The sequence below is a fragment of the Thalassolituus sp. ST750PaO-4 genome, assembly GCF_020320405.1.
In the GTDB taxonomy this organism is placed as follows: domain Bacteria; phylum Pseudomonadota; class Gammaproteobacteria; order Pseudomonadales; family Oceanobacteraceae; genus Venatoribacter; species Venatoribacter alkanivorans.
This window is the reverse complement of sequence record NZ_JABVCB010000005.1, coordinates 356,169-380,457: the sequence shown is the minus strand read 5'-3', so window position 1 is coordinate 380,457 and position 24,289 is coordinate 356,169. Positions and strand designations below refer to the sequence as shown.

Here is a 24,289-nt window from a genome sequence, read left to right as displayed (position 1 = left end):
ATAATCGGACAACTGTTGTGCAAATATGCACAACCTGAGTGTAGCGACACACAATTTTCAGAGAACTGATCATGGAAACCAGTTGGGACGATATCCGCATAGCCTATCAGGTCGCCGAATCCGGCAGTCTCAGTCGCGCCGGAGAGCGTCTGGGAATGAATCACAGCACGGTGTTGCGCCACATTAACCGGCTGGAGCAACAGCTGGGGCATAAGCTCTTTATCCGCCATCAGCGCGGCTACCGGCTGACCGATGCCGGGCAACTGCTGCTGGAGAAAATGCATCCGATTGTGGCCGATATGCGCCGTTTGCAGGGGACATTATCGACGCTGGATGCTTCACCTTCCGGCACTTTGCGTATTTCCACGGTGTCCGATTTTTCACCGTTTTTTACGCCGTTGCTGCATGCTTTCCGTCAGGAATTTCCACAGATCCGGGTGCAGATTGTCGCTACCGACGATGTGTTATCCCTGGCGCGTGGTGATGTGCATGTGGCCATCCGTATGGGCGCCGAACCGCGGGAACCTGATCTGATTGCCCGGGCGCTGTTGCCGGTACAAATGCATTACTGTGCAGCGGACAGTTATATCGAACGCCATGGCCTGCCACACTCAATGGCCGACATTAACCGTCATTGGTGGGCGTTGCCGACCGGAGAAAAGCAACGGATTTCCGGCATCCGGCAATTGCTGGAAAAGCTTGATCCGGACCAGATCGCCTTTCAGAGCAACAGCTTTAACGACATTTTGTCGGCGGTAAAAGAAGGCATGGGCATTGGCCCGGTGGGGGCTTTGCAGCGTCTGGCTGACAGTATGTCAGGTCTGAAGCAGGTAGAGTTCGGACTCAGCGCTGAGCCGTCATTAATGTGGTTTGTGTATCACAAAGATATGCGCCGCAGTGCGCGCGTACAGGCGTTGCAGGAGTTTATCCTGCAACGCCTGCCGGAGATGCAACGCCGGCTGGCCTGATGTGCGGCTGTTACAACAGGGTGCTGGTTAAGCCCATCTCATTTGACATAGATGGCCACTGGCGCCAGATATGCACCAGATTGCTGGCTTCCTGACGGTTCATAAAGGCTTTGAATTCCGGGCTCTGGTAGGCCATCTGCGGGCCGAACAGACGCTTCACGGCAATATCGACCAGCTGGTCCAGATCATTGGCGAATGGCTCGCCAATCAGGGTGTGGATAATCACATTCGACAACGTCATATCCATCGGAATCAGCGGCTGGCCAACACGGTGGATATAGGTTTCGTTCACCTCTTCCAGCAGACGGTGAGCCAGGTAGGCTTTGTCCATCAGAGCCGCCAGACCAGCCTCATGGCTGAGCGCGGCCGGAGGCGTCACGAAAAACTCGGTCGCCATCTGGATAACCGGCTGTACATAGTGGCTTAAGCCCGCTTCCAGCGCGGCGGCCTGCAGATCGAGCAGCATTTGTGGCACGTCTTCGATATAGCGGACAACAAACTCCAGCAGTTTTTCTGCCGCTTCACCTTCAGGCAGATCGACGATGCGGGCAACCTGATCGGCGCGGGAGCTCAGGGCATTCTGCAGTTGCAGGGTAATGGCTTCATCACTGAGGGCGTTGCGGATTTGCTGGTTGATAACTTCCATGGTCATGCGTTTGCCTCGTTTCCAATCTGCCGTGATTAGGGTGTGGTAAAGCTATAAGCTCAGGTTTACACACGCAATGGAAAATCACGGCACAACTTAGACGGAATTGATCTAAAAATTAATTTGTTAAAAAATCTTTTAAAATCAATGGTTTACGAATCTAATTTCTGTCGACTTTGGAAAGTATAGTAAAGTTTGACGCCGCAACCAGTCGATTTACATAAAATTTTGTGGACGCCTCCACAGTGTCAAAAAAGTGTTAATTGCGAACAGGGCCCGGGTCGTGAGGAAGGCGTAAAAAGACCACCACAGCCCGTCGTTCCCCCACTCTCTGCTCAGCCACCAGACTGGTAGAAATACCAGCAAAGCAGCCGCCAGCATGGCGTTGCGCATGGCGGCACTGGCCTGTGCTCCGATAAATACCCCATCCAGCCAGTAGCTGGCCACCCCCACTAAAGGCAGCCAGAACAGGTAGTGCTGATAGCGCTGCAGCTGTGGCAACAGCTCGGGCTGACTGGTCATCAGGCTGAGCAGATAAGGCCCCGCCAGCCATAAGGCCAGCGTCAGGGTGGCTGCCAGCCCCAGCATATTCAGTCCTGTAAGCAGCAGCGTCTGGCGTAATTGCCCGCTGTCGGCCTGGCCCAGACTGTGCCCGGTCAGGCTTTCGGCGGCATGGGCAAAGCCATCCAGCGCATTGGATATCAGCAACAGCGCAGTAATCAGTAATGCATTAGTGGCCAGTGTCAGCTCACCCATACGGGCTCCCTGAGCGGTAAAAAAGGCAAATACCAGCAGCAGGCACAGGGTGCGCACAAATAAGTGCCGGTTGATGCGTAACAGCGGCCGCAGTGTTATCAGCGGCGGGCGGACTCCCAGTGATTGCAAACCATGGCGGCGGGCAAAATACAGCGCTGCGATTAAGCCGCTGTAGTCCGCCAGCACGCTGCCCAGCGCCACGCCGTCACTGGTCATCCCGGCGTGAAAGACCAGCAGATAATCCAGCACGGCATTGAGGCTGTTCACCAGGGTCAGAATCAGCAGCGGAATGCGGGTTTTCCCCAAACCGATAAACCAGCCGGTGAGTACATACTGCGCCAACACCGCCGGTGCCGATAACAGGCGGATGCTGAGATATTCTGCCGCTCCGCTCTGCACATTATCGCTGCCCCCCATTAACGGCAGCAGCCACGGCAGCGCGATAAAAGCTGCAGCCATCACCAGCAGGCAGATTGGCAGCACCAGCCATAACGAATGTTGCAGGCTTTCAATGACCTGCGCCTGCTGCTGTGCTCCGGCGGCGCGGGCGGTAACGGCGGTGGTACCCATGCGCAGAAAACCAAAGCTCCACAGCAGCAGGGTAAATAACTGCGCGCCTATCGCTACCGCACCAAGGTGTTGCGGGTCGGGCAGGTGTGCCAGTACCGCGCTGTCGGCCAGCCCCAGCAACGGCACCGTGATGTTGCTGAGCATAATTGGCCAGGCCAGCATCCAGATGCGGCGTTGTGTCGCAGCCAGAGAAGGGGCTGTTACTGCGTGGCTGGCCGTCATGGCTGATATACTCCGCGTCTCAGTTTTGCGATTACATATTTGGGGTTAAGGCTTTGAGCAGGTGTTGGTCACGATGAAAAAAGCGATTGTACTGTTTTTACTGTTACTTGCGGCATGGCTGACCGGTGCAGGTGTTGCTTATGCACCGCAATGGCAGCAGGCACAGCTGCTGCAACAGGATGGTCTGATGCTGTTTCCGCGTGCGCTGGCCGTGAGCGATCAGACCTTTATTAATCAGCATGGGCAGCGGATGGCATTGCGAGAACTGCAGGGGCGCAATGTGCTGCTGTTTTTTGGTTACACCTTTTGCCCGGATATCTGCCCGACCACACTGGCCGACCTCAGCCGCAGCTGGAAACAGTTGCCGGCGGATATCCGCGAGCAATGGCAGGTGGTGCTGGTTTCGGTCGATCCTGAGCGTGACAGCCCACAGTCTCTGCAGCCTTATATGGCGTACTTCAATAAGAGTTTTCTGGGTTTAACCGGTAATGCCAATGGTCTGGGCGTGCTGGCGGCAGAACTCAATGCGGTGTATGGCAAGGTGGAGCGTGGCGAAGGCGTGGCTTATCTGATGGATCACAGTGCCAATCTGGTTATTCTGGATAAACAGGGCGCTTACCGTGGCTATATCGCCCCGCCGCATTATCCACAACGTCTGGTGCCGCTGCTGCAGGCGCTGAGTACCCGCCTTCAATAACCCGCTGTCAGTAACGGCTGATCTGCATGGGCGCCGCTTGTAATGGCGGCATGGCCCGTTTAATCAGTTGCCGCAATCCGCTGTCGTCGCAGCGCCCCTGATATTCCAGCCAGTGAATGGTGTTACCGGCGAGAAATACCGAGCCGGAGACGATGGCGCTGCCGGCGGTCCAGCCACAGATAATCACCACATAGGCTGCGAGGCAGACTTCGGTGCTTTGCTGACAATCCCCCAGCCCCCGCAGCAGGTTGGCATGTGTGTTAGCCTCCAGCCACTCATAGTTCAGCGCCAGCTGGCGTGATACCAGTTCGCAGCGGGCATAGCCCTGATCCAGCGGCACTTTGCTGGGGTAAACGGTGCAGCCGCTGAGCAGCAGTACCAGCGTCAGTGCAGCAAGCTGCAGGCCGTTATCCGGTAGTTTCATCCATGACATCCATCGGGCACAGAACCGTCAGTATGCTGAACGGCGGCTAAACCGCAGCTGAATGATGCGGCATCGCCTTTACCGGCATCATGGAGCAGAACTTTTGCCCGCTTCGCCGGAGACAACGGGTTGTTGCCGCTGCAGCGTATGGGCTGTGCTTTGGCTGTTGCTGCCCAGATTGCTGTTCAGGTTTATCAGAAAGTTCACTCCGCTGCGGCTCGCGCTTATCTCAATAATCTGTTGTGCCCCCAGGCTGGGATAAGCGCCACAGGTTTCTCCGGCCTGACAGATCACGTTATCCACATCAATATCAGAGCCGGCCAGCAGGGAGTAGCGGCCAGCAGGAACGGCCGGGAAGCTGTAGCGGCCATTCGCCTGAGCAAAGATGCTGGTTGTACATTCTTTCTCGTCGCGCCCGGCGGCAATGCAATCGGCATCTTCGAGTAATACATACTGCTGGGTCATGGCGTTGTTGCTGCTGATAACGCCATTTTGCATATACACCGGAATACTCAGGCTGTTGCTGCCGTCGCTGACGCTGATGGTGGCGTTGTAGTAGCCATCACTCAGGCCGCTGCGGCTAACGTTGGCACTGTATGCGCCGAGGTTTTTGTCGTCGACGCTGACCACTGTAATGCTCAGCCAGTCAGCATCATCACTGATCGTAAGTTGCCCCGGTTGCAGATCACCGGCATTGCTCAGGGTAAAACTGAGGCTGTTGTCGCTGCCAAATACCAGCTCCGCCGGAGAAGACTGCAGCGCCACCGGACGTGGAGGCAGGGTGCCGCCGCCAGCCAGTTTCAGCGCTTCGCTGACTGCGCGATAGGCATCAATCTGACCATAACCCAACTGGTTGTCACGGTTACAGCTGGTGGCCTTATTGGTGATGGCACAGCTCTGCAATAACTGATCGACATCGCTGGCAGACAGCGCCGGATAGGCCGATTTCATCAACGCAATCACCCCGGCGACATGCGGACTGGCCATGGACGTACCTTCAAACAGGCGATAGCTGGGTTGGCGTGAGCCGCTGCTGTCATCAGCAACGGTACTGAGCACACCATCCTTCTGACCATCGCTGTTATCGTCATTGCTCAGCTCTCCACCGGGGGCAGCAACGCTGATGGTGCTGCCATAATTGGAATACGAGGCCAGTGTGCCGGTGTAACGGGTGGCGCTGACGGAAATCACTTCCGGATAGGCCGCCGGATAAGATGGTGAAGAAGTGGCCTCGTTACCGGCAGCGGCAACAATAATCACTCCGGCATTGCGCGCCGCGGCGTACACCGCCTGCTCCGCCGCCGATGAACTGCTTCCCCCCAGGCTGAGGTTTATCACATCGGCCTTTTGGGCAGGCAGTGTGTTGCTGTCATTGCTTAACCGGGCGGCATAACGTACGGCCTGAATGATGTCGTAGGACGTGCCGTCATTTTTACCCAGTGCCCGCAGCGGCATGATTTTCGCGTTCCAGGCGACGCCCGCGCCGCCAATGCCGTTATTGCTTGCGGCAGCAATGGTGCCGGCAACATGGGTACCATGCCAGGAACTGGCGCCGGGAATATCGCTGTCGCCGGGATCATCAGGATTGTTATCGATGCCATTGCCATCGCGGGCGCTGTCTCTATTGGCAATAAAGTCATAGCCCGCAATCAGCTGACTACTCAGATCCGGATGGGCCAGATACACACCGGTATCGATGACCGCCACGATGACGCCATCACCTTTGTTCAGATTCCAGGCCTGCGGCAGATTGATAGCCGGATAATGCCACTGGTAACGGTAGTAAGGATCGTTGGCCGTAGCCTGTACCTTACGGATGTAATTGGGTTCGGCGTATTCGATTCCTTCCTGCTGGCGCAGACGTTTGCTGTCGATCAGGGTCTGGCGTTTGTTATACAGAGCCTCGCTGAACGCACGCAGCAGATTGGGCTCGGCACTGCCGGCGCTTAACCGCGCGCTGCTGCGGTTAAGGCTGATCAGCTGTGGTTTGTCCGGATCGTTTGCCGATGCTGCATTCAGCTGGTTCAGAGCCACAGGACTGAGCACGGTGTTTAAGCCAGCATTACGTGCCTGGGCGCTGATGCTGCTGCCGGCTTTGGCTTTAACAATGATTTCGTCGGCGACAAAATCATCCATTCTGTTTGCGGATGCCGATGCACTGGCGGGCAGAATCTGCAGTACGTATTTGGATATACCGGAATAAGCATAAACGTTAATCAGGTAGTCACCGTCGGCCGGAACGGTGACTTCTTCAAAAGCTCCGGCAGCACCATCCACCGGGCCCAGCTGAGATGCGTCTGCCAGCAGATAATCGCCCTCAGCATTCGGGGTTGCTTCGGCGAGAAACAAATCAAGGTCGCCGTGATAGCCTTCGCCGCTGTAAAAATAGGTGAGGTCGACAACCTGCAGGCGGATGATCTGTCCCGCTTGCAGGCTGGCCTTAAAGTAATCGTCGCGGTCTGCGCTGTTGGCATAGCGTTCTGATTCACTGTCTTCAGATACGGCTGCATCTGTTGGTCTGGCGGAAGCAAAACCCTGAACAGTCGTCAGGTTACTTAACAGTTGTGGATTGGTGGGATCATCATTACTGGCATAAGGCGCGTAGATATCATTGATATCGGAATCGGTAACAATACCGGTGGCAATGCTCAGCTGGCCCGATAACGAGTACGTGGCTGTCGGGTTGCTGCTGCCACTACTGCCTCCGCAGGCACTGAGAGTAAGACTCAGCAGCAGACTCAGGGGTAACAAGCTGGATTGACGTGCGAAGCTGATCATGGGATTTCCGGAAGGCGGCAGATAACGATGCAGGTATTTTAGCGGCTAATCGCAGCTCTGTGCGTGACCCGGTTGTCTTTTGTCTGCACATAGGCAATTGCAGCACTTTGCATTACCCTGAGGTTTCAGCCGTACAGCAAAGGATTGCTTATGTCGTTAGCCCGCGTATTTACCCGCGCGCAGCTGGGTATTGATGCTCCGCCGGTCATTGTTGAGGTGCACCTGTCCAGTGGCCTGCCGTCGCTCAGTCTGGTGGGGTTGCCGGAAACCGCCGTTAAAGAAAGCAAAGACCGCGTGCGTTCTGCCCTGATGAACGCGCAGTTTGAATTCCCCGCCAAGCGCATCACCATCAATCTGTCTCCTGCTGATTTGCCCAAAGAAGGTGGTCGCTATGATCTGGCCATTGCGCTGGGCATTCTGGCGGCTTCCGGCCAGATTCCGGCCACCGCTCTGGATGGCCATGAGTTTATCGGTGAGCTGAGTCTGGGCGGAGATTTACAGCCGGTACCCGGAGTATTGCCCTGTGCCCTGCAGGCGGCCCGTGCGGGTAATGTGCTGGTGTTACCCCAGGCCAATGCCAGCGAAGCGGCACTGTGTTCTCAGGGTGAATTCCGCAGCGCCGCCAGCCTGCTGGAGGTGACCGCGTATCTGCATGGGCAACAGAGTCTGGCAGCTGTAACAGCGGGCAATGCTGTCCCCGCGGGGCGTCCGCAACAGGCCGACTTAACCGATGTGCGCGGCCAGCCACAGGCGCGGCGGGCGCTGGAAATTGCCGCAGCAGGTCAGCATAACCTGCTGTTTATCGGCCCGCCGGGAACCGGCAAAACCATGCTGGCCAGCCGTCTGCCCGGCATTTTGCCGCCCATGAGTGAAGAAGAAGCGCTGGTGTCGGCGTCGGTTTATTCCATCAGCAGCCAGCCGTCGCAATGGCAGGATCAGTGGCGCGTGCGGCCTTTCCGCGCGCCGCACCATACCGCATCCGGAGTGGCTCTGGTCGGTGGTGGAACAACCCCCAAGCCCGGTGAAATCTCACTGGCCCATGGCGGTGTGCTGTTTCTGGATGAGTTACCGGAATTCAGCCGCAAAGTGCTGGATGTGCTGCGTGAACCGCTGGAAAGCGGACGTATTGTTATCAGCCGTGCCAACCGCTCAATTACCTATCCGGCGCGTTTTCAGCTGATTGCGGCGATGAATCCCTGTCCCTGTGGTTATTTTGGTGATCCGGCCGGACGCTGCCACTGCACCCAGGAGCAGATCCGCCGCTATCAGGGACAGACCTCGGGGCCGCTGCTCGACCGTATTGATCTGCACGTTGAAGTACCTCCCATTGCCACCGCGTTGCTGCAGCAGGCTCCGGCCGGTGAAAGCAGCGCGGCAGTACAGCAGCGGGTGATGGCGGCGCAGGCGCTGCAGCAACAGCGTCAGGGGTGCGCTAATGCCGAGCTGAGCCCCACGCAGCGCGAGCAGGTTTGCGTGCTGAATGAAGAGGATCAGCACTGGCTGCTGGCGGCGATTGAGCGGCTGCAGCTGTCGGCCCGGGGTTATCACCGTCTGCTGAATATTGCCCGCACCATTGCTGACCTGGATGCCCAGCCGGCTATCGGTCGTGTGCATCTGCTCGAAGCACTGGGCTACCGCACGCTGGATCGTTACCGGCAGGGGTAAGGCTGGCGGCTGCAGATTTGTGCATTATTTGCACAGATGTCAGTATCTGCCACACTTGGAGAAACCCTGTGGATATAAAGCATGGTAAAGCAACTGATTGTCTTCCTGATCATCATCGCCCTGACTGTGGCAGTTATGGTGTATTACCACGTCAATACGGAAAGCCCTTTTGACGGCGAAGCCTTTTTCGGCCCGAAAGAGCGCCCCGCAGAACCGTCACCGGCGCCTCAGAACAAGCGTCCCTGAGTAAATCCTGAATGTTCCGGAAAGCCGCTTTTCGCTTGTGAAATCAGTTCGCCCAGCGCCAGTGGGCGGGCGTAAATATAGCCCTGAATGCGGTCGCAGCCGAGCCGGCGTATCTCTTCCAGACAGGCACTGTCTTCAACACCTTCAGCCGTTGTTTCCAGCTTCAGGCGGTTCGCCAGATCCAGCATGGTGGTAACAATATGGCTTTGTGGTCCGTGGTCGGGCAACGGTGAGACAAAGGCACGGTCAAGCTTGATACCGGTTAGTGGCAGGTCACTTAAATGGGACAGCGATGAGAAGCCGGTGCCGAAATCATCCAGCACAATGTGCACGCCCGCGGCTTTCAGCTGGCGCAGATTCAATAAGGATACGCTGGCGTCGCGCATCATGGCGGTTTCGGTCAGTTCCAGCTCCAGAAACTGTGGTGGCATGCCAAACTGGTCGAGTAAGTCGAGTACCTGCCGGGTATAAAAGGGATCGGCAACCTCCGGAAAAGAGACGTTCACCGCCATGCGCAGCGGGTGGTCGAGCAGCTCCTGCAGCCGGCACCAGGCACTGATGGTTTCGCGCAATGCCCATTGGCCCAGCGCCTGAATCAGTCCGGCATTTTCGGCCTCGCGGATAAACACTGTGGGCGGGATAACCCCCAGCGCCGGATGGCGCCAGCGCATTAACGCTTCGGCCCCGACCAGCGCCCCGGTACGGCTGTCAAACTGGGGCTGGTATTCAAGGTAAAACTCATCACGCTGCAAGGCCAGATGAATACCGCTCAGCAGGCTCAGGCCGGTGTCCTGCTGGCGCCATTCGAACTGGGCTTCCTGTACCAGTCGTTCCCGCGCAATCTGTTGTACACCTTCCTGCAATACTGCACTCAGGGCAGAGAAACCGCTGATACACAATGGTGAGCTGTGGTACACCACCCAGGGGCGGTCGTCATCGTCCGGCTGCAGCGGCAGCCAGTCGGCATGGAGTTCGTAGTAATTGTCACTGACCACAACCAGCTGATCATCCAGTATGCGGCCGATAATGGCTCCGGCGGGGGCGCGCCGGCTGATGGTGCGTTCAAATTCCTGCTGAATACTTTCCCGTTGCTGCCAGCTGTCACGGTCATGCTGATGCCGTAACCAGCGGCATTGCAGCACCTGCAGATAATAGCCATGGTCTGCCTGGGTCAGTTGCTGGCGCAGGCGGGTAAAAAATTCATTGCGCTGTAAGGGTGCCGGAATGTTGCTGAGTACCTGCTGTTGCAGAGGTCCCAGACTCTGGAAAAAACGCTGACGATTAAAATCATCCAGCGCCAGCCAGTGTCCGGACGGAGGCAGTTGATCGCGGTGTTTGGTGGTGGAAATAATCAGGCAGGGCAGGTGTGGCGGAAGTTGGGTAAGCCATTGTTGCTGGGCAGTTGTAAAGGTGTCTATCAACAGTACTGCGGCTTGCCAACCGTCGCCTGAGGGGGGCAGGGCAGACGTTGAGAGCGGATTCAGGAACAGGAATTCCGTTCGCATAGCGTCCTGCCTCTGATGTTGACCCAGCCAGTGTTGCAGGTCTCCGAGGCGCTGTTCGCAGGTGCTCAGAATCAACAGATTGAGCCTGGACTGATGTGGTGAAAATTCCATAAAACCCGAACTGAATTAGGTCTGGTATGTGTCTGCCCGTAAGGCGACGCCCGGTTGTGTGACCTCCGTATTGTTGCCGGAATGGCAATATACGACGCGATCCATAACCATTTCTTTTAATAATCAGTGTTTATATATAGGACATTTCGGGTTGTGTGTCTCCTTTTGTGGCAGAAAAATATCCTTCAGGGACAAAGACTTGCGTACCAGAGTCCGCAGCGATGGTGATAAAAGCAGTGACAGTTGTGCCTGTTCGCTGTCCGAGTCACGTTGCGGCGGATTCCAACCATGCGCTGAGCTGTTAGAATGCCCGCCCGTCAGAGAGGTAAGCCCGTGGTCGATCTAAGTCAGCTCAATCCCCGTCAGAAAGAAGCCGCCAAATATGTGGATGGCCCGCTGCTGGTACTGGCCGGTGCTGGCTCCGGCAAGACGTCGGTGATTACCCGTAAGATTGCTTACCTGATCGGTGTGTGCGGTATCAAGTCGTACCATATCGCCGCGGTAACCTTTACCAATAAAGCCGCGCGCGAGATGAAAGAGCGGGTGATGTCGCTGGTGGGTAAAGGCGGTGCCAAGGGCCTGACGGTATCGACCTTCCACAACCTCGGCCTGAATATCATCCGCCATGAGCTGACCACCGCCGGTTATAAAAATGGTTTCTCAATTCTTGATCAGGATGACTGCAAAGGCATTATCCGCGACGTGATGCACCGTGAACACGGTGACGACGGCGATATGATCGAGCTGGTGCAGAACGCCATCTCCAATCTCAAAAATGACCTGATCGCCCCCGACCATGCCATCAAAGTGGCATCGACTCCGCAGGAATTGCTGATCGCCCAGACCTACAGCGTTTATCAGCGCATGCTGAAAGCCTATAACGCGGTGGATTTTGACGACCTGATCATGGTGCCGACGGTGCTGTTCCGTGATCACCCGGAAGTGCTGACCCGTTGGCAGAAGAAGATCCGCTATCTGCTGGTGGATGAGTATCAGGACACCAACACCAGCCAGTACGAGCTGGTGAAGCTGCTGGTGGGTCACCGCACCGGTCTGACGGTGGTAGGTGACGATGACCAGTCGATCTATGCCTGGCGTGGTGCCCGTCCGGAAAACCTGTCGCTGCTGAAAAAAGACTTCCCGACGCTGAAGATCGTCAAACTGGAGCAGAATTACCGCTCCACCGGCCTGATCCTGAACGCCGCTAACCGGGTGATCGACAACAACCCGCACGAATTCGAGAAAAAGCTGTGGTCCGATATGGGCTACGGTGACCCGATCAAGATTCTTAAATGCCGCAACGACGAAGTGGAAGCCGAGCGCATTGCCACCGAAATCGTCGAGCGCCGCCTGCGTTATGGCTGTGGCTACCGCGATTTTGCCGTGCTCTATCGTGGTAACCACCAGTCGCGTGTGATCGAGATGAAACTGCAGGCCTATCAGGTGCCGTACAAACTCAGCGGTGGCCAGTCGTTCTTTGGCCGCAACGAGATCAAAGACATCATGGGTTACCTGCGGCTGCTGATTAACCCGACCGATGATGCGGCTTTCCTGCGCGTGATTAACACGCCGCGCCGCGAAATCGGCCCGACCACCATCGAAAAGCTGGGCGAATACGCCGCCATGCGCGGTATCTCAATGATGGCGGCGACCACCGAAATGGGGCTGGAACAACAGCTGATGCCAAAGGCGCTGGATCGTTTGCGCCGCTTTGGTCACTGGCTCGAAGGTATTACCCGCAACGCCTATACCGATGATCCGGTGGCGGCGGTAAAAGAGATGATCAGCGATATCGACTACGAAGGTTACCTGCTGCAGAACTCCGGCACGCCGAATCAGGCCGAACGGCGCATGAAGAACGTCTGGTTCCTGGTCGATTCAATCAGCAAGATGATCGCCAAAGCGGAAGAGCTGGGCGATGAATGCACCATCGAAGATGCGGTATCCAAGCTGATTCTGCGCGACATGATGGAGCAGCAGGAAAAAGAAGACGAAGCCGATCAGGTGCAGCTGATGACCCTGCATGCCTCCAAAGGTCTGGAGTTTCCGCACGTCTATATCATGGGCATGGAAGAAGAGCTGATGCCGCACCGCAACAGCATCGAGGCCGATACCATCGAGGAAGAACGGCGCCTGATGTACGTGGGCATTACCCGCGCCAAGCGCACCCTCACTCTTACCTATGCCGGTAAACGGCGTCAGTTTGGCGAAGCTATGGACACCACCCATTCGCGCTTCCTCGATGAGCTGCCACCGGACGATATCGTCTGGGAAGGTAAAACCGAAACCTCCGCCGAAGAGCAGAAACAGCGCGGCCAGGAAACCCTGTCCAGTCTGCGCAATATGCTGGCTGATTTCTGACCGCAGCAGATCCAAAAAAACGCCCGGCATTGCGTCAGTAATGCCGGGCGTTTTTTCTCCGTACTCTTTGCCAGAAGCCATCCGGTGATTTTTAGTGATGTTCTTATGTGTTCAGTGCTGATATGCATTGACGGATTCCATCTACACTCATCAGATGGCGTACGTGGCAGGGGCGGGGCGCAATATGCAGCATATCTGGCAAAGCAGGATGTTATGGCTGGTTCTCTCCGGGCTGCTGGTGTTGCCGGTACGGGCTAACGATATTCTGCGCATATGTGGCGACGCCGCAGGCTGGCCGCCCTATACCTTTGAGCAGGACAATGAAGTTCGTGGTTACGATGCCGATGTACTGGCGCTGATTTTACCTGCGGCCGGTTTTGATTATGAAATCCGCATGCTGCCGTGGAAACGCTGCCTGCTGGAGGTAGAAAAAGGCCGTTATCAGATTGCTCTCAGTGCCTCGGCCAGCAAGGAGCGGAAAGTACGCTTTCTCACGACCGAACCTTATTATCAGGTGCAGCCTGGCTATGCCTACTCGCTCGACCGCTTTCCCTCTCCACCGCTGGTCCAGAACAGCATGGATCTGAAAAACTACAATATCTGTGGCCTGCGGGGCTATGACTACAATCGTTTCGGAATCGATACGCGCTGGGTTATGCGTGAAGCCAACCATTATGCTCAGGCGCTGGCGCAGGTACGGCGCGGACGTTGCGAGCTGTTTCTGACGCGGCTGGAAGTTCTGCACGGGCTGTACCGTCAGGGCGATGTTGATCTTGGTGATGATATTTTGTTTGCACCGGTGCCCGGCATCGTAGCCGATGATTTTGTAATGCTGATTTCGCGCCTGTACCGCCGTGGTCCGGAACTGAAAGCGGTACTGGATCAGGGCTTCAGTGAGCTGCGTAAGCAGGGGCAGTTGCGGGAGTTGCTTAATTTTTATCTGGCCGAGTAATTTCTAGCAGGTGATATACGGATACGCCGCTTTTACGCGCCTGACTTTTTCTCCGGCATCCCTTTAACAGATTTCTGACTGATAAGTTAACTCTTTGTTATTTAAGAGTTTTCCGTCAGAGGTCAGTTATAAATCTATCATCGGTTCAGGAAGAAACATTCTGTTACATATATTCCATACAACAAAGAAGACAATTCTGGAATGATGCTGCGCTTTTTGTGACCGCTTGGTCAGGTTTTAATCATCGCAGAGAATTCCATGTCTAACGCTACCTTTTCCCGCGCCTTGCTGGCGACACTGTTGATTGGCCCTCAGGCCTTTGCTGATACCCACGAAACCAACAGCCTGGAACAGCGGGTAACCGCGCTGGAAAGTGTACGCCTGACCGGTGGCTTCCGTCTGAATTACACCTACAAAGACTGGAACGAAGCGCAGACCGAACGTGGTGGCGATTTCACCTATAACCAGATCAACCTGGGTATCGAAGCCGAACATCAGGGCGTACGTCTGTCGAGCCAGTACCGCTGGTACGACAGCGGCAATGGCGCCATGGTGCACCATATGTATTTTGCTACCGATGCGTCTGACAACACCGAAGTACAGGTCGGTATCACCAAGGTGCCGTTCGGTATCCTGCCGTACGAATCTCATAGCTACTGGGGTGATGCCACTCTGTATCTGGGTTTTAACGATGATTACGACAGCGGCATCAAGGTACTGAGCAAGCAGGGTAAGTGGGATCTGCAGCTGGCGTACTTCGCCAGCGGCGATGCGGCTCCGACCGATGCTCAGCGTTTCTCTTTTGATGTGGTCTCCGATGGCGATGCCGGTGTGCAGCAGAATCAGGAGACCCACCAGTTCAACCTGCGTGCGGCCTATGCCCTGAGCGAACAGGCGGAAGCCGGTGTGTCGCTGCAGTATGGCGGTCTGTATAACGAAACCACCGGCAAGATGGGTAATGCCCAGGCTCTGGCGCTGCATTACACCGCGACCTACGGTGCCTTTGGTGTGCAGTCGGAAGCGGTCCGTTATTCCTACAATGCCGAAAATGCTGATGGCGTCAGCGATGACACCATCCAGATGGGTGGTTTTGGTGCGCGTTACATGGCCGCCGCACAGGCGAATGTCTATGTACTGAACCTGAGCTACGACCTGCCGTGGAAAGGTGGCATCGTCAATCAGGTGCAGCTGTACAACGACTACAACCTGCTGGATAAAAACAAAGAAGCCTTCCGCGATTCACAGATCAACACGCTGGGCGTACTGGTAGTAACCGGTAATCTGTACACCAACTTCGATGTCACCAGCGCCAAGAACGTACCTTTCATCGGCGCCGGTGATTACACCAAAGCCTTTGCAGAAGGCGATGGCGAAAACGGCTGGCAGACCTTCTTTAATGTGCAGTTTGGTTACTACTTCTGAGTGTGAGCAGCACAAGCCGATAAAGAAAAGCGGGCAGGGGGTTATACACCGGCCCGCTTTTTTTATGCCCGCTATTTGCCACAACAACTCTCTGCCTGATCAGCCTGAGGCTCAGGTCACCTTTTCCCGTGCTGCTGGCGTTATACTCTGGCGCTTCGGCTCCTGAGCAAAGATCAGGACAGCGGCAGGGCGGATTGCGTATAGTCTCCTGCTGAGTTATCAGTCAATGAAAGTGAATGGTGTTTATGGATGAATTTGTCACTCTGACGCTTCTGCTTGCCGTCGCCTTGCTGGGAGCGCTGGTTCTCGGTGTGGTGGCGTTCTTTAAAGTCAGTACGCTGGAGCAGCGTATCGGGCAGCTGGAAGCCGCCCTGCGCCGCCTGACGGCCAGCCGGGAAAAACCAGCAGAAGCTGAGCGTCCGGTTACTTCGCCGCCACCGACAGCGGTCGGTTCTGCGCAACAAACAGCGGCTGCTACGGCAACCGGACAGACTGAGGTTGCCGCCAGCGCGATGCCGCCTGTCCATGCTTCTGAATCAGTATCTGAACCCGTATCCGCACCAGCATCTGAGCCTGCCGCTGAACTGCCGGTGTATTCACCGACTGCGCCTTCTTATCAGGCGCCGGCAGCTTCTGCTGCTCACTCTCCAGGGGCAGCAAGCCGCGAACCGGATCTGCTTGAGCGCCTGCTGCAGAATATCCGCAACAACTGGATGGTCTGGCTCGGTGGTATCTGCGTAGGTCTGGCCGGCGTGTTTATGGTGCGTTACTCCATTGAGCAGGGGCTGCTGGGGCCGGAAACCCGCGTAGTGCTGTCGTTGCTGGCGGGTATCGGCCTGCATGTTGCAGCCGAGTGGCTGCGGCGTAACAAAGGGCAGAACAACGTCTTTGCTGCTCTGGCCGGTGGCGCCAGCATCATTCTCTATTCTGCGTTATTTGCAGCCTTCAAATTATTGCCGGGCACATCGCCCGGACTGGTGTTTACCGGCATGGCGCTGGTGTCTTTTGCCACGCTGGCACTGGCACTGCGGCATGGCCCGGTGCTGGCGGCGCTGGGCATGCTCGGTGGTTATCTGGTGCCGATTCTGCTCAGTAGTGGTTCGGGGCAGATTGAACTGGCGCTGGTGTATATCAGCATTCTGACGCTGTTCTCGCTCTGGTTGTTGGCCTATGTGCAGCAACGCTGGCTGTGGATCGGTGTGATTACCGGCTCTCTTTTATGGTGGATGATCAGTCTGGCAACCGAGCCTGCCATGGGCGTGCGTTCTCTCTACCTGCTGGCGCTGGCCTATATGTTCCTTGCGGTTCCGGACTTTGACTGGCTGCTGCAGAACCGTCATCAGGACAACGACGATGAGTCGGCCAGCGCAGACAGCTGGTGGCAGCGTGTGCAGAGCTGGCGTGCCGATCCGCACTGGCCTGCTTTGCCGGGTGTGTTGCTGGTGCTGCTGGCGCAGGGTTTTACCCTCGCCGGCGAAGGTGTGATCGCATCGGGTTACTTCACCTTACTGGCATTGCCGGTACTGATGCTGCTGGCGGCCAGCCGTCGCCCGGAACTGAATCCGCTGGCGGCGCTGCCATTACTGTTGATTGTGCTGGCAACGGTTATTCCCATGCTGACGTACATGGGTGATGAGCTGGTGCTGTTTGGCCCGGATGCCGCCGGACAGGCGCAGCTGGGCGTGCGTTTCCTGTGGCTTACTCTGCTGTACAGTGGCAGTGCGCTCTGGCTGCTGCGTATGCGCGTACCTTACCCCGCCTTCTGGACCGGGTTGGGTAGTGCGGTGCCGCTGCTGATGCTGGCGCTGGGTTATTACCTGTTTACCGATTTCCGCCTCGACTGGGCCTGGGGGCTGGTGGCGCTGGTGCTGGGTATGCTGTATCTGTGGCTGGCTAACAGAAATCAGCTGCAGTATGGCGATGCCCGGCCGCTGATCAGCGTGATTCTGATCAGCGCGGCGCATCTGGGCCTGTCGCTGGCGGCGGTGATCTGGCTGGCCGAAGCGACCCTGACGCTGGCGTTTGCCCTGCAGCTGGTGTCGCTGGCCTGGCTGCAGCAACGTTATCAACTGCCGCTGATGGCGTGGATTATCCGCGCCGTGCTGTTGCTGGTGGTTGTGCGTCTGACCTTTAACCCCTGGCTGCTGAGCTACGATGCCGGCACTCACTGGTCACTCTGGACCTACGGCGGCGCCACGCTTTGTGCGGCGGCGGCGGCCTGGATTCTGCGCCATGAAGTGAAAATGCAGCCCTGGCTGCAGGGTGGTGCCGCGCAGCTGCTGGTGCTGACGTTAGCCGCTGAAGTGCGTTACTGGCTGTACGACGGCGATATTTTCCATCACGAATTCAGCTTTCTCGAAGCCAGCCTCGACGTGCTGATCTGGGGCTGCGCGGCGGTGGTTTACCTGTGGCGCGCACGCTTAAGTGAACAGCTGCCGCGCTTCTATCAGGTGGTGGGTCTGCTGCATCTGGCAGCGGCTGCTGCCACCTATCTGTTTGTGTTGCTACTGGCCGAAAACCCGCTGTGGAGCAGTGGCAAGATCGGTTCGACGCCACTGTTTAACCTGCTGTTGCTCAGCTACGGTCTGCCGACGCTGATTATGCTGGCGCTGTGGCGTCAGCTGCCGGCGCAGTATGGCCGTTTTGCCGCACTGGCCGCCGGGCTGAATGCGCTCTGGTTTATCTCGCTGGAAATCCGCCAGATCTGGCAGGGCGATGCCGGTATGAGCCTGAGTAACTACACCCCGGATGGCGAACTCTACACCTATTCCGTGGTGTGGATGCTGCTGGCCGCGGGTGCGCTGACGCTGGGGCGCTGGTTATCCAGCCGCGATATTTATCGTGGCGGTATGGTGCTGTTGCTGGTGGTCGTGGCCAAGCTGTTCCTGATCGATATGGCTGGCCTGACCGGGCTGTGGCGGGTGGCGTCCTTTATGGGGCTGGGACTGGCTCTGCTGGCGCTGGCGTGGCTGCATCAGCGGCTGGGCACTGTCGGGGAGCAGGAAAACTCCCCGGCTTAAGTTCTCTGCTCAGTCGGCCTGTGTCTGCTGCGACAGATTACGCAGCCAGCGTTCTTCCTCGTCGGCGCTCAGGCTTTGCGCTGGCTGTTCGCTGGCGCCGGCAGGCTGGTACTGACTGCTGCTTCCCGGCGGCTGATAAAGCCACTGCTCACCCTGCCAGCAGGCGCTGCTTTCCTCTGAGCTGACCGGTGTATGCACAATAAAGTACCGGCAGAACTGGCCTGCGCTGTTCAGCTCTGAGCGGGTAATTTCAAGGCGTTCCTCTGCGTTCATAATTTTTACGCTGCCGGAACTCATGCTGAGTAACGCGCGGTCGGTTGCGGTGTAGGCCGCTGGTGACAGGATCTGCCAGACCAGACCAACGCTCAGCACGACACTGGCGGCAATGGCCCATGGCCAGCGGGCGCGGGGTTGCAGGGTGACGATTTCCGCCTCGGGCCGGTGCGCCTGAATCTGTTCCAGCAGGCCGGCGGGCAGGGGGATTTCATCCTGACTGGCAAAAAACTGCCGCGCCATCTCATCGGCCTGTTGCAGTTTGTGCAGGCGCTCCCGCAGTTCCGCAGACTCCGCCAGCAGGTTATTGATATGATGCATTTCGCTGTCGGGTAAAGCCTTATCAATAAAGGCCGATAACTGTTCGTCGCTGATGGTATGCATGCTGTTCTCCTACAATGCCAGGCTGAGTTGTTGGCGGGCGCGGGCAAGGCGGCTCATGATGGTACCGACCGGTACTTCCATTATGTCGGCCGCTTCCTGATAGCTGTGGCCTTCAACTGCGACCAGGTACAACGTGGTGCGCAGCACTTCGCTTAACTGCTGCATGTGTGCCTGAACCTTGGCCAGCGTGGTATGGGTTTCGTACTGTTCGGCGATATTGTTACCGGCAAGAACGGCGTCGTGTTCTTCATCCAGACTGTCGCTTGGTTTTTCCCGGCGCATGGTATCAATCCAAAGGTTGCGGCAGAGACGGTATAACCAACGATCAAAGTGGGTGTCTGCCTGATATTGTTGCCATCGTGCCAGTGCCCGCTCCACCGTTGCCTGAAGCAGATCATCGGCACTGTGTTGCTGACCGGTAAGTGCCAGGCAATAGCGTCGGATTGCCGGAAGCGCTGCCAGTAATTGCTGCTGAAAGTGTTGATGCTGAATATTCATATCAGGTAAACGCAGGACATGAAGTTTTATTCCATGCGCAGGAAATATTCCGGCCAGTTAATCGTTAAAGAGAGAAGTAACCGGGTAACTCAGCGTTTTACACAGGCTGGCGATACCGGAATAAGCACAGACAGCGGGAGTTTAGAGTGAAAGTGTTTTGGCTGCTGTACATTTTATTAGTCATGCCTCTGCCGCTGCTGGCGGACAGTGATGCGGACGACGATCTGGAGGAGCAGGAAGAACTTCTGGAAGAGCGTCTGGAGGAACAGCTGGAAGAGATGCTTGATGCTCAGGAAGAGCTCGAAGACCGGCTTGAAGATGCTCTTGAGGAACGTATGGAAGACGAGCTCGATGATGATCTGGAAGACGAGCTTGAGGATGAGCTGGAAGACAAGCTGGACGATTCTCTGGATGACCGTGAAGAGGAACTGGAAGATAAGCTGCAGCATATTTTAGCTGCCCGGCAGTTGGACGAGCTGGAAGGGCAGCTGGAAGGGGCCTTTGATGAAGCCGAACCCGAGCGCTTTATTGCGTTATTAAGTGCGGAAGAATGGCAGGCCCTGCAGGCACAGGGGGTTAAGGCTGTTGCTGCTGAGCCTCTGCCAGCGCTGGGGCTGCATCTGATCACGTTTGACGAAATGCCGGAGCTGCCAGAGCAGCAGAAAGCGTTGCAGGATACGGTTGCGCCGGATCATTACTACCGGCTCGACGGTGATGCCGTTCCGAACGCAGCGCAGAAACCTGCACCAGATTCCGGTCTGCACGCCGCGGATGCGCTGGGCTGGCCGCAGGCCAGAGCGGCACAGCGCATCATCGGCATGATGGATTCCGGCATCGATATGGCGCACCCCTGCTTTGCCGGTGTGAATATTGCGCAGCGTGAGTTTCATGCCGCGGATGCATTGCCCGACAGCCGCCACGGCACAGCCATCGCCGGTCTGCTGGCAGCCAACTCCAGCTGTGCGGTTCCGGGTTTGCTGACCTCGGTACGGCTGGTCAATGCGGTGGTGTTTGCCCGCTCGGCGGACGGGCCGGTACAGGCCAGTGCCGGTCAGCTTATCGCCGGTCTGGACTGGCTGTTACAGAATGAGGTGGAGCTGATCAATATGTCGCTCTCCGGCCCACCTAACCCCTTGCTGCAACGGGTGCTGACTCAGGTACAAGCGCGTGGTGTGCAGTTGTTGTCATCGGTGGGCAATGACGGTGCGGCCGCCTTTCCGCGTTATCCGGCAGCCTATGCGGAGGTGATTGCCATTACCGCGGTCGATGAGCAGCAGCGGATTTTTAACCGGGCAGTACAGGGCGAACATGTTGAGTTTGCATTGCCGGGGGTAAACCTCCGGGTCGTAACAGCTGACGGCAACGGGGTGATGTCCGGTACTTCTTTTGCCACGGCGCTGGCCACGGCAGTACTGGCTTCGCGCCCGGCTGAGGACTGCCAGACAGAGCGCGAACGTTTAGCCCGTCAGGCTCTGGATCTGGGCGAGGCCGGACGCGATCCGGTTTTCGGCTTTGGCCTTATGTCGTCGCTCTTTAACGAAAATTAACAATATTTGATGGAATATTTTTCAGCTCCCGGCGTTTTTACCAGTGAGTTCACTGAAATAAACGAGAGAGTATTGCTATGAAAAAACATCTTCTGTCCGTTGCCGTTTGTCTGGCTGGTACGCTGCTGGTAACCGCTTGTGGTGGTTCCTCTTCATCTGCCAAAGAGAATGGCAAACAGGTAACACGCGGTGTTATCGACGGCTTTGGCAGCGTGATTGTTAACGGCGTGCACTTTAACAGCGACCGGACTCAGTTTACGGTGGATGACCGTGCCGGTATTCAGGCGGATCTGCGTGTTGGTCAGGTGGTCACCATCGTTGGTAACCATAATGGCGCAGAAGGTGTTGCTGCCGAAATTATTTATGACGTCAGTGTGGAGGGTACGGTGACGGCAATTGATAGCGCCTCGGGTACGCTGACGGTGCTGGGTCAGACCGTTGTTACTGATGCCATGACCATTTTCGAAGGCCTTGATCTGGCTACCCTGACCGTAGGCCAGCGCGTTGAAGTGAGCGGTTACAGCGCCGGTGAAGGACGCATCATCGCCAGCTTTATCGCCGCGGACGATGCAGACCAGAGCCCGGAAGAACTGACCGGTGTTGTGGCCGGCTTCGACAGTTCAGCACAGACCTTCCTGATCGGTTCTCAGCTGATCAGCTATGCCAGTGTTGCGACGCTGGATCTGGATGGCGCCACGCTGAGCGATGGCATGCAGGTTGAAGTTGAAGGTACCCTGGATGGCGACGTGCTGGTTGCCAGCGAAATTGAAGCCGAAGACAGCGATTTCGAAGAAGACACCGAGCTGGAAATGTCCGGTGCGGTTACAGCAGTTGATGCCGACAACAACCAGTTTGTTTTGAACGGTATGACGGTACGTTTTGACAGCGAGACCGAATTTGATGACGGCGACCAGTCGGCTTTACAGGCGGGTGTGATGGTTGAGGTTGAAGGCGTTGTCGGTACCGACGGCGTGCTGCTGGCTGAAGAAATCGAGTTTGAAGAAGCACCGGAAATTGAACTCGAAGGTGTGGTTCAGGCGACAACTGAAAACACCCTGACGGTGATGGGCATTACTATCAATGCTGACCTGCGTACCCGCGTGCGTGATGAACGTGACGATGAAGTGTACTTTAATCTGAGCATGCTGCAGCCCGGTGACCATGTTGAGCTGCTGCTCGAAGAAACCACGGCCGGTCAGTACCGTGCACAGTTGCTGGAACGTGTTGACGCCAGCAATAAGGTGGAACTGAAAGCCCCTGTGTCTGCCATCGACCTGAGTGCCGGTACTGTTGTGTTGCTGGGGCTGACGCTGGATGTCAGCGCGCAGGATCCGTCCATGCTGTCCTCTCTGGTGAGCGGCAGTATGGTAGAAATTGAAGGCTCATTCGACGGTCAGGTTCTGATCGTGCAGTCGATGGAAATTGATGACTGATATTTTGCTCAATCCTATAACAGCCACAACAGCAGCCCCCCTGCGCGGAGTATTCCGGCAGCGGGGGCTGCTGCTTACCTTATTACTGGTGTTTGCCGCTCAGGCAAAGGCCGGACTGCAGCTCGAGCTGGCCGCCGGTGCCGGCTACGACTCCAATGTTGCCCCCGACGTTACCGATATCAATGCTGGCCTGGGTGACAGTTATCATGCACTGGAAGCTTCGCTTGGCTGGCGTACGGCGGGGCGTCGTGGTGTGCAGTTTGAGACCAGCTACTGGCTGAAAGAACAGCGCTGGCAGGTTTACAGCGAATACGACAACCGCCTGCAGACCGGCCTGCTGCGCTTTGGTTATCAGGGTGATGTGCTGGCGACCGATGTGGCGCTGATTGCGGCCACCGCAGATGTGGATGGCCAGAGTTATATGCAGCTCGAACGTATCAGCCCGGCACTGGGCTTTATCCCGTCAGAATCCCTGTATGTGCGCACCCAGTTCGATTTTATGCGCAAAACCTACGAGCAAAACAGCGCCCGCGACAGTGAACGCAGCGCTGCCCGTCTGCAGCTTTACTGGTTTTTCCGCAGCAGCGGCTTATCGCTCAGCGCCCTGATACAGGGGGTGGATGAACAGGCGGATGCTCAGGTTTACAGTTATCAGGCGGGTATCGGACGGCTGTCGCTCAGACATCGCAGCCGCTGGTTTGGGCTCAGTGTGGTGAATCATCTGAGGGCGCGGCTGGAACAGCGTCAGTACGACGATGTGACGGAGCAGCGCCAGCGTCTGGAGATCAGCAGCCGCTGGCAACTCAGTCAGCGCTGGCAGTGGTCGGTCAGCCTGCAGCGTGATGACCGGCAGTCTGATTTTGCCGCCGCGAGTTATGATCAGAACCGGCTGGAAAGCGCCATACGCTGGAGCTTTTAAGGCTCTCGGTTAATTAATCGACAGCCCGAACAGATTGATTTCCATCTGGTAAGGCACTTCCTGCGCCGCCTGCAGTAGCTCATCGATCAGTGTCTGATAGGTGGTGATCTGATGCGCCTGCAGGTTGCTTTCATCCGGCAGCGCCGTGCTGAGCTTGGTCGCACGCAGCATGCTTTTTAAACCTCGGGTCTGCGAATATTGCTGGCCGCCGAGCAGAATAATCTCTTCGCCCATATGCCAGTAAACATCCAGATCCTTAATCTGCAGCGGGCTGAGTGGAGGCACCAATGGCACCAAGTCTTTCTGGGTGACGACCCGTATCAGCGGAATACTGGCGTAGATATCCGCGCCGGTAACGTTGGTGACCTTGGGCTGGCCGAAAGTAATCACCTGCGTTATCTGCATTGCCGTATCGTGTTTTAAATACATCGCCAGCACGACCGCAATGGCGCCGCCCAGACTATGACCGGTAATCTGCACCGGCATGCCGGCAACCAGTCGTGGCCTGACATCGTTAAACACCGCCTCGGCGGCACTGCGGAAACCGTTGTGCAGGGTGATGCCCAGACGCTCGTCCGGCTGAAATTCAATATCCAGATCGACCATCACATTCGCCAGATTGGCGGTGCCACGGATGGCAATGGTCTGCACGCCATTGCCCTGACTGAGAAAATAACTGACCTGAGAATCCGCCAGCGTAGCCTGATGAATCAGCGTCTGGCCTTGCTGCAGAAGCTGTGCTTCACGTTCGCTGTCGGCCAGGTAAGTATCGCCGGACAGTTGCGCCTGCACTCGTAGTTCAGCGAAATCAGGAGCAGCCTGTACCGCTGGCAGAATGCAGCAAAGCAGAGTGGCGGTGAGTAATTTTCTGAGCATAAGATTTGGTGTTATC

The 24,289-nt window shown here is 56.7% G+C and carries 19 protein-coding genes; 11 read left to right on the top strand and 8 right to left on the bottom strand.

What is annotated here, in order from left to right; genetic code table 11:
• Positions 1-71 precede the first annotated feature (71 nt).
• Positions 72-968, top strand: coding sequence for a LysR family transcriptional regulator (locus HUF18_RS04180; protein ID WP_145467438.1), 897 nt, complete (start codon positions 72-74; stop codon positions 966-968).
• Positions 969-978: 10 nt separating this feature from the next.
• On the opposite strand, the gene HUF18_RS04175 is transcribed toward HUF18_RS04180, so the two are convergent.
• Together HUF18_RS04175 and HUF18_RS04170 are read right to left on the bottom strand one after the other, a co-directional pair.
• Complete coding sequence (locus tag HUF18_RS04175; protein WP_145467440.1) at positions 979-1,620, bottom strand: hypothetical protein; 642 nt, start codon at positions 1,618-1,620, stop codon at positions 979-981.
• 210 nt (positions 1,621-1,830) lie between these two features.
• Complete coding sequence (locus HUF18_RS04170) at positions 1,831-3,162, bottom strand: MATE family efflux transporter (protein ID WP_145467442.1); 1,332 nt, start codon at positions 3,160-3,162, stop codon at positions 1,831-1,833.
• Positions 3,163-3,235: 73 nt separating this feature from the next.
• Between HUF18_RS04170 and HUF18_RS04165 the strand changes: the two genes are divergently transcribed.
• On the top strand, positions 3,236-3,859 hold the full coding sequence (locus HUF18_RS04165) for an SCO family protein (protein ID WP_225691241.1): 624 nt from the start codon (positions 3,236-3,238) through the stop codon (positions 3,857-3,859).
• A gap of 7 nt (positions 3,860-3,866) precedes the next feature.
• Here the strand turns inward: HUF18_RS04165 and HUF18_RS04160 are convergent, their stop codons facing one another.
• Together HUF18_RS04160 and HUF18_RS04155 are read right to left on the bottom strand one after the other, a co-directional pair.
• The gene (locus HUF18_RS04160) at positions 3,867-4,283 is read right to left on the bottom strand and encodes a hypothetical protein (RefSeq protein ID WP_225691240.1); all 417 of its coding nucleotides are present in this window, start codon (positions 4,281-4,283) and stop codon (positions 3,867-3,869) included.
• Positions 4,284-4,370: 87 nt separating this feature from the next.
• Positions 4,371-7,061 carry a S8 family serine peptidase gene (locus tag HUF18_RS04155; protein ID WP_225691239.1) on the bottom strand — a complete coding sequence of 897 codons (2,691 nt, stop codon included), beginning with the start codon at positions 7,059-7,061 and terminating at the stop codon, positions 4,371-4,373.
• A gap of 150 nt (positions 7,062-7,211) precedes the next feature.
• Here HUF18_RS04155 and HUF18_RS04150 point away from each other — a divergent pair, with 150 nt between their 5' ends.
• Together HUF18_RS04150 and HUF18_RS04145 are read left to right on the top strand one after the other, a co-directional pair.
• A complete protein-coding gene (locus tag HUF18_RS04150; RefSeq protein WP_225691238.1) occupies positions 7,212-8,726 on the top strand; it encodes a YifB family Mg chelatase-like AAA ATPase in 1,515 nt (504 codons plus the stop codon).
• Positions 8,727-8,807: 81 nt separating this feature from the next.
• Positions 8,808-8,972, top strand: a complete 165-nt coding sequence (locus HUF18_RS04145; RefSeq protein ID WP_186435822.1) for a hypothetical protein — start codon at positions 8,808-8,810, stop codon at positions 8,970-8,972.
• On the opposite strand, the gene HUF18_RS04140 is transcribed toward HUF18_RS04145, so the two are convergent.
• Positions 8,954-10,477, bottom strand: a complete 1,524-nt coding sequence (locus HUF18_RS04140) for an EAL domain-containing protein (RefSeq protein ID WP_225691237.1) — start codon at positions 10,475-10,477, stop codon at positions 8,954-8,956. The genes HUF18_RS04145 and HUF18_RS04140 overlap by 19 nt on opposite strands.
• A 444-nt stretch (positions 10,478-10,921) precedes the next feature.
• On the opposite strand from HUF18_RS04140, the gene rep reads away from it, so the two are divergent.
• The 4 genes from rep to HUF18_RS04120 all read left to right on the top strand — a co-directional run bounded on the left by rep (position 10,922) and on the right by HUF18_RS04120 (position 18,343).
• Positions 10,922-12,949 (top strand): DNA helicase Rep, encoded by a 2,028-nt coding sequence (rep, locus tag HUF18_RS04135; RefSeq protein WP_145467453.1) that lies wholly within the window; start codon positions 10,922-10,924, stop codon positions 12,947-12,949.
• Between the two features lie 184 nt (positions 12,950-13,133).
• Positions 13,134-13,901, top strand: coding sequence for a substrate-binding periplasmic protein (locus HUF18_RS04130; protein WP_186435825.1), 768 nt, complete (start codon positions 13,134-13,136; stop codon positions 13,899-13,901).
• Positions 13,902-14,159: 258 nt separating this feature from the next.
• Entirely contained in the window at positions 14,160-15,323 is a 1,164-nt protein-coding gene (locus tag HUF18_RS04125) for a hypothetical protein (RefSeq protein ID WP_225691236.1), read from the top strand.
• A 245-nt stretch (positions 15,324-15,568) separates the two neighbouring features.
• Positions 15,569-18,343, top strand: a complete 2,775-nt coding sequence (locus HUF18_RS04120) for a DUF2339 domain-containing protein (RefSeq protein ID WP_225691235.1) — start codon at positions 15,569-15,571, stop codon at positions 18,341-18,343.
• Positions 18,344-18,352: 9 nt separating this feature from the next.
• Here HUF18_RS04120 and HUF18_RS04115 read toward each other — a convergent pair whose 3' ends face one another.
• Together HUF18_RS04115 and HUF18_RS04110 are read right to left on the bottom strand one after the other, a co-directional pair.
• Positions 18,353-19,000 (bottom strand): anti-sigma factor family protein, encoded by a 648-nt coding sequence (locus HUF18_RS04115; protein ID WP_225691234.1) that lies wholly within the window; start codon positions 18,998-19,000, stop codon positions 18,353-18,355.
• Positions 19,001-19,009: 9 nt separating this feature from the next.
• A complete protein-coding gene (locus HUF18_RS04110; protein ID WP_145467462.1) occupies positions 19,010-19,498 on the bottom strand; it encodes an RNA polymerase sigma factor in 489 nt (162 codons plus the stop codon).
• Between the two features lie 146 nt (positions 19,499-19,644).
• On the opposite strand from HUF18_RS04110, the gene HUF18_RS19760 reads away from it, so the two are divergent.
• The 3 genes from HUF18_RS19760 to HUF18_RS04095 all read left to right on the top strand — a co-directional run bounded on the left by HUF18_RS19760 (position 19,645) and on the right by HUF18_RS04095 (position 23,397).
• Positions 19,645-21,045 carry a S8 family serine peptidase gene (locus HUF18_RS19760; protein WP_225691233.1) on the top strand — a complete coding sequence of 467 codons (1,401 nt, stop codon included), beginning with the start codon at positions 19,645-19,647 and terminating at the stop codon, positions 21,043-21,045.
• 77 nt (positions 21,046-21,122) lie between these two features.
• Positions 21,123-22,478 (top strand): DUF5666 domain-containing protein, encoded by a 1,356-nt coding sequence (locus HUF18_RS04100; protein WP_225691232.1) that lies wholly within the window; start codon positions 21,123-21,125, stop codon positions 22,476-22,478.
• On the top strand, positions 22,471-23,397 hold the full coding sequence (locus HUF18_RS04095; protein WP_225691231.1) for a hypothetical protein: 927 nt from the start codon (positions 22,471-22,473) through the stop codon (positions 23,395-23,397). The genes HUF18_RS04100 and HUF18_RS04095 overlap by 8 nt, the downstream gene beginning before the upstream one ends.
• Positions 23,398-23,406: 9 nt before the next feature.
• Here HUF18_RS04095 and HUF18_RS04090 read toward each other — a convergent pair whose 3' ends face one another.
• Positions 23,407-24,273 (bottom strand): lipase family protein, encoded by an 867-nt coding sequence (locus HUF18_RS04090; RefSeq protein ID WP_225691230.1) that lies wholly within the window; start codon positions 24,271-24,273, stop codon positions 23,407-23,409.
• Positions 24,274-24,289 lie beyond the last annotated feature (16 nt).

Coding starts and splice junctions, on each gene's coding strand:
- HUF18_RS04180 (WP_145467438.1), top strand. CDS start 72: ATGGAAACCAGTTGGGACGATATCCGCATAGCCTATCAGGTCGCCGAA.
- HUF18_RS04175 (WP_145467440.1), bottom strand. CDS start 1,620: ATGACCATGGAAGTTATCAACCAGCAAATCCGCAACGCCCTCAGTGAT.
- HUF18_RS04170 (WP_145467442.1), bottom strand. CDS start 3,162: ATGACGGCCAGCCACGCAGTAACAGCCCCTTCTCTGGCTGCGACACAA.
- HUF18_RS04165 (WP_225691241.1), top strand. CDS start 3,236: ATGAAAAAAGCGATTGTACTGTTTTTACTGTTACTTGCGGCATGGCTG.
- HUF18_RS04160 (WP_225691240.1), bottom strand. CDS start 4,283: ATGAAACTACCGGATAACGGCCTGCAGCTTGCTGCACTGACGCTGGTA.
- HUF18_RS04155 (WP_225691239.1), bottom strand. CDS start 7,061: ATGATCAGCTTCGCACGTCAATCCAGCTTGTTACCCCTGAGTCTGCTG.
- HUF18_RS04150 (WP_225691238.1), top strand. CDS start 7,212: ATGTCGTTAGCCCGCGTATTTACCCGCGCGCAGCTGGGTATTGATGCT.
- HUF18_RS04145 (WP_186435822.1), top strand. CDS start 8,808: ATGGTAAAGCAACTGATTGTCTTCCTGATCATCATCGCCCTGACTGTG.
- HUF18_RS04140 (WP_225691237.1), bottom strand. CDS start 10,477: ATGCGAACGGAATTCCTGTTCCTGAATCCGCTCTCAACGTCTGCCCTG.
- HUF18_RS04130 (WP_186435825.1), top strand. CDS start 13,134: ATGCAGCATATCTGGCAAAGCAGGATGTTATGGCTGGTTCTCTCCGGG.
- HUF18_RS04125 (WP_225691236.1), top strand. CDS start 14,160: ATGTCTAACGCTACCTTTTCCCGCGCCTTGCTGGCGACACTGTTGATT.
- HUF18_RS04120 (WP_225691235.1), top strand. CDS start 15,569: ATGGATGAATTTGTCACTCTGACGCTTCTGCTTGCCGTCGCCTTGCTG.
- HUF18_RS04115 (WP_225691234.1), bottom strand. CDS start 19,000: ATGCATACCATCAGCGACGAACAGTTATCGGCCTTTATTGATAAGGCT.
- HUF18_RS04110 (WP_145467462.1), bottom strand. CDS start 19,498: ATGAATATTCAGCATCAACACTTTCAGCAGCAATTACTGGCAGCGCTT.
- HUF18_RS04100 (WP_225691232.1), top strand. CDS start 21,123: ATGAAAAAACATCTTCTGTCCGTTGCCGTTTGTCTGGCTGGTACGCTG.
- HUF18_RS04095 (WP_225691231.1), top strand. CDS start 22,471: ATGACTGATATTTTGCTCAATCCTATAACAGCCACAACAGCAGCCCCC.
- HUF18_RS04090 (WP_225691230.1), bottom strand. CDS start 24,273: ATGCTCAGAAAATTACTCACCGCCACTCTGCTTTGCTGCATTCTGCCA.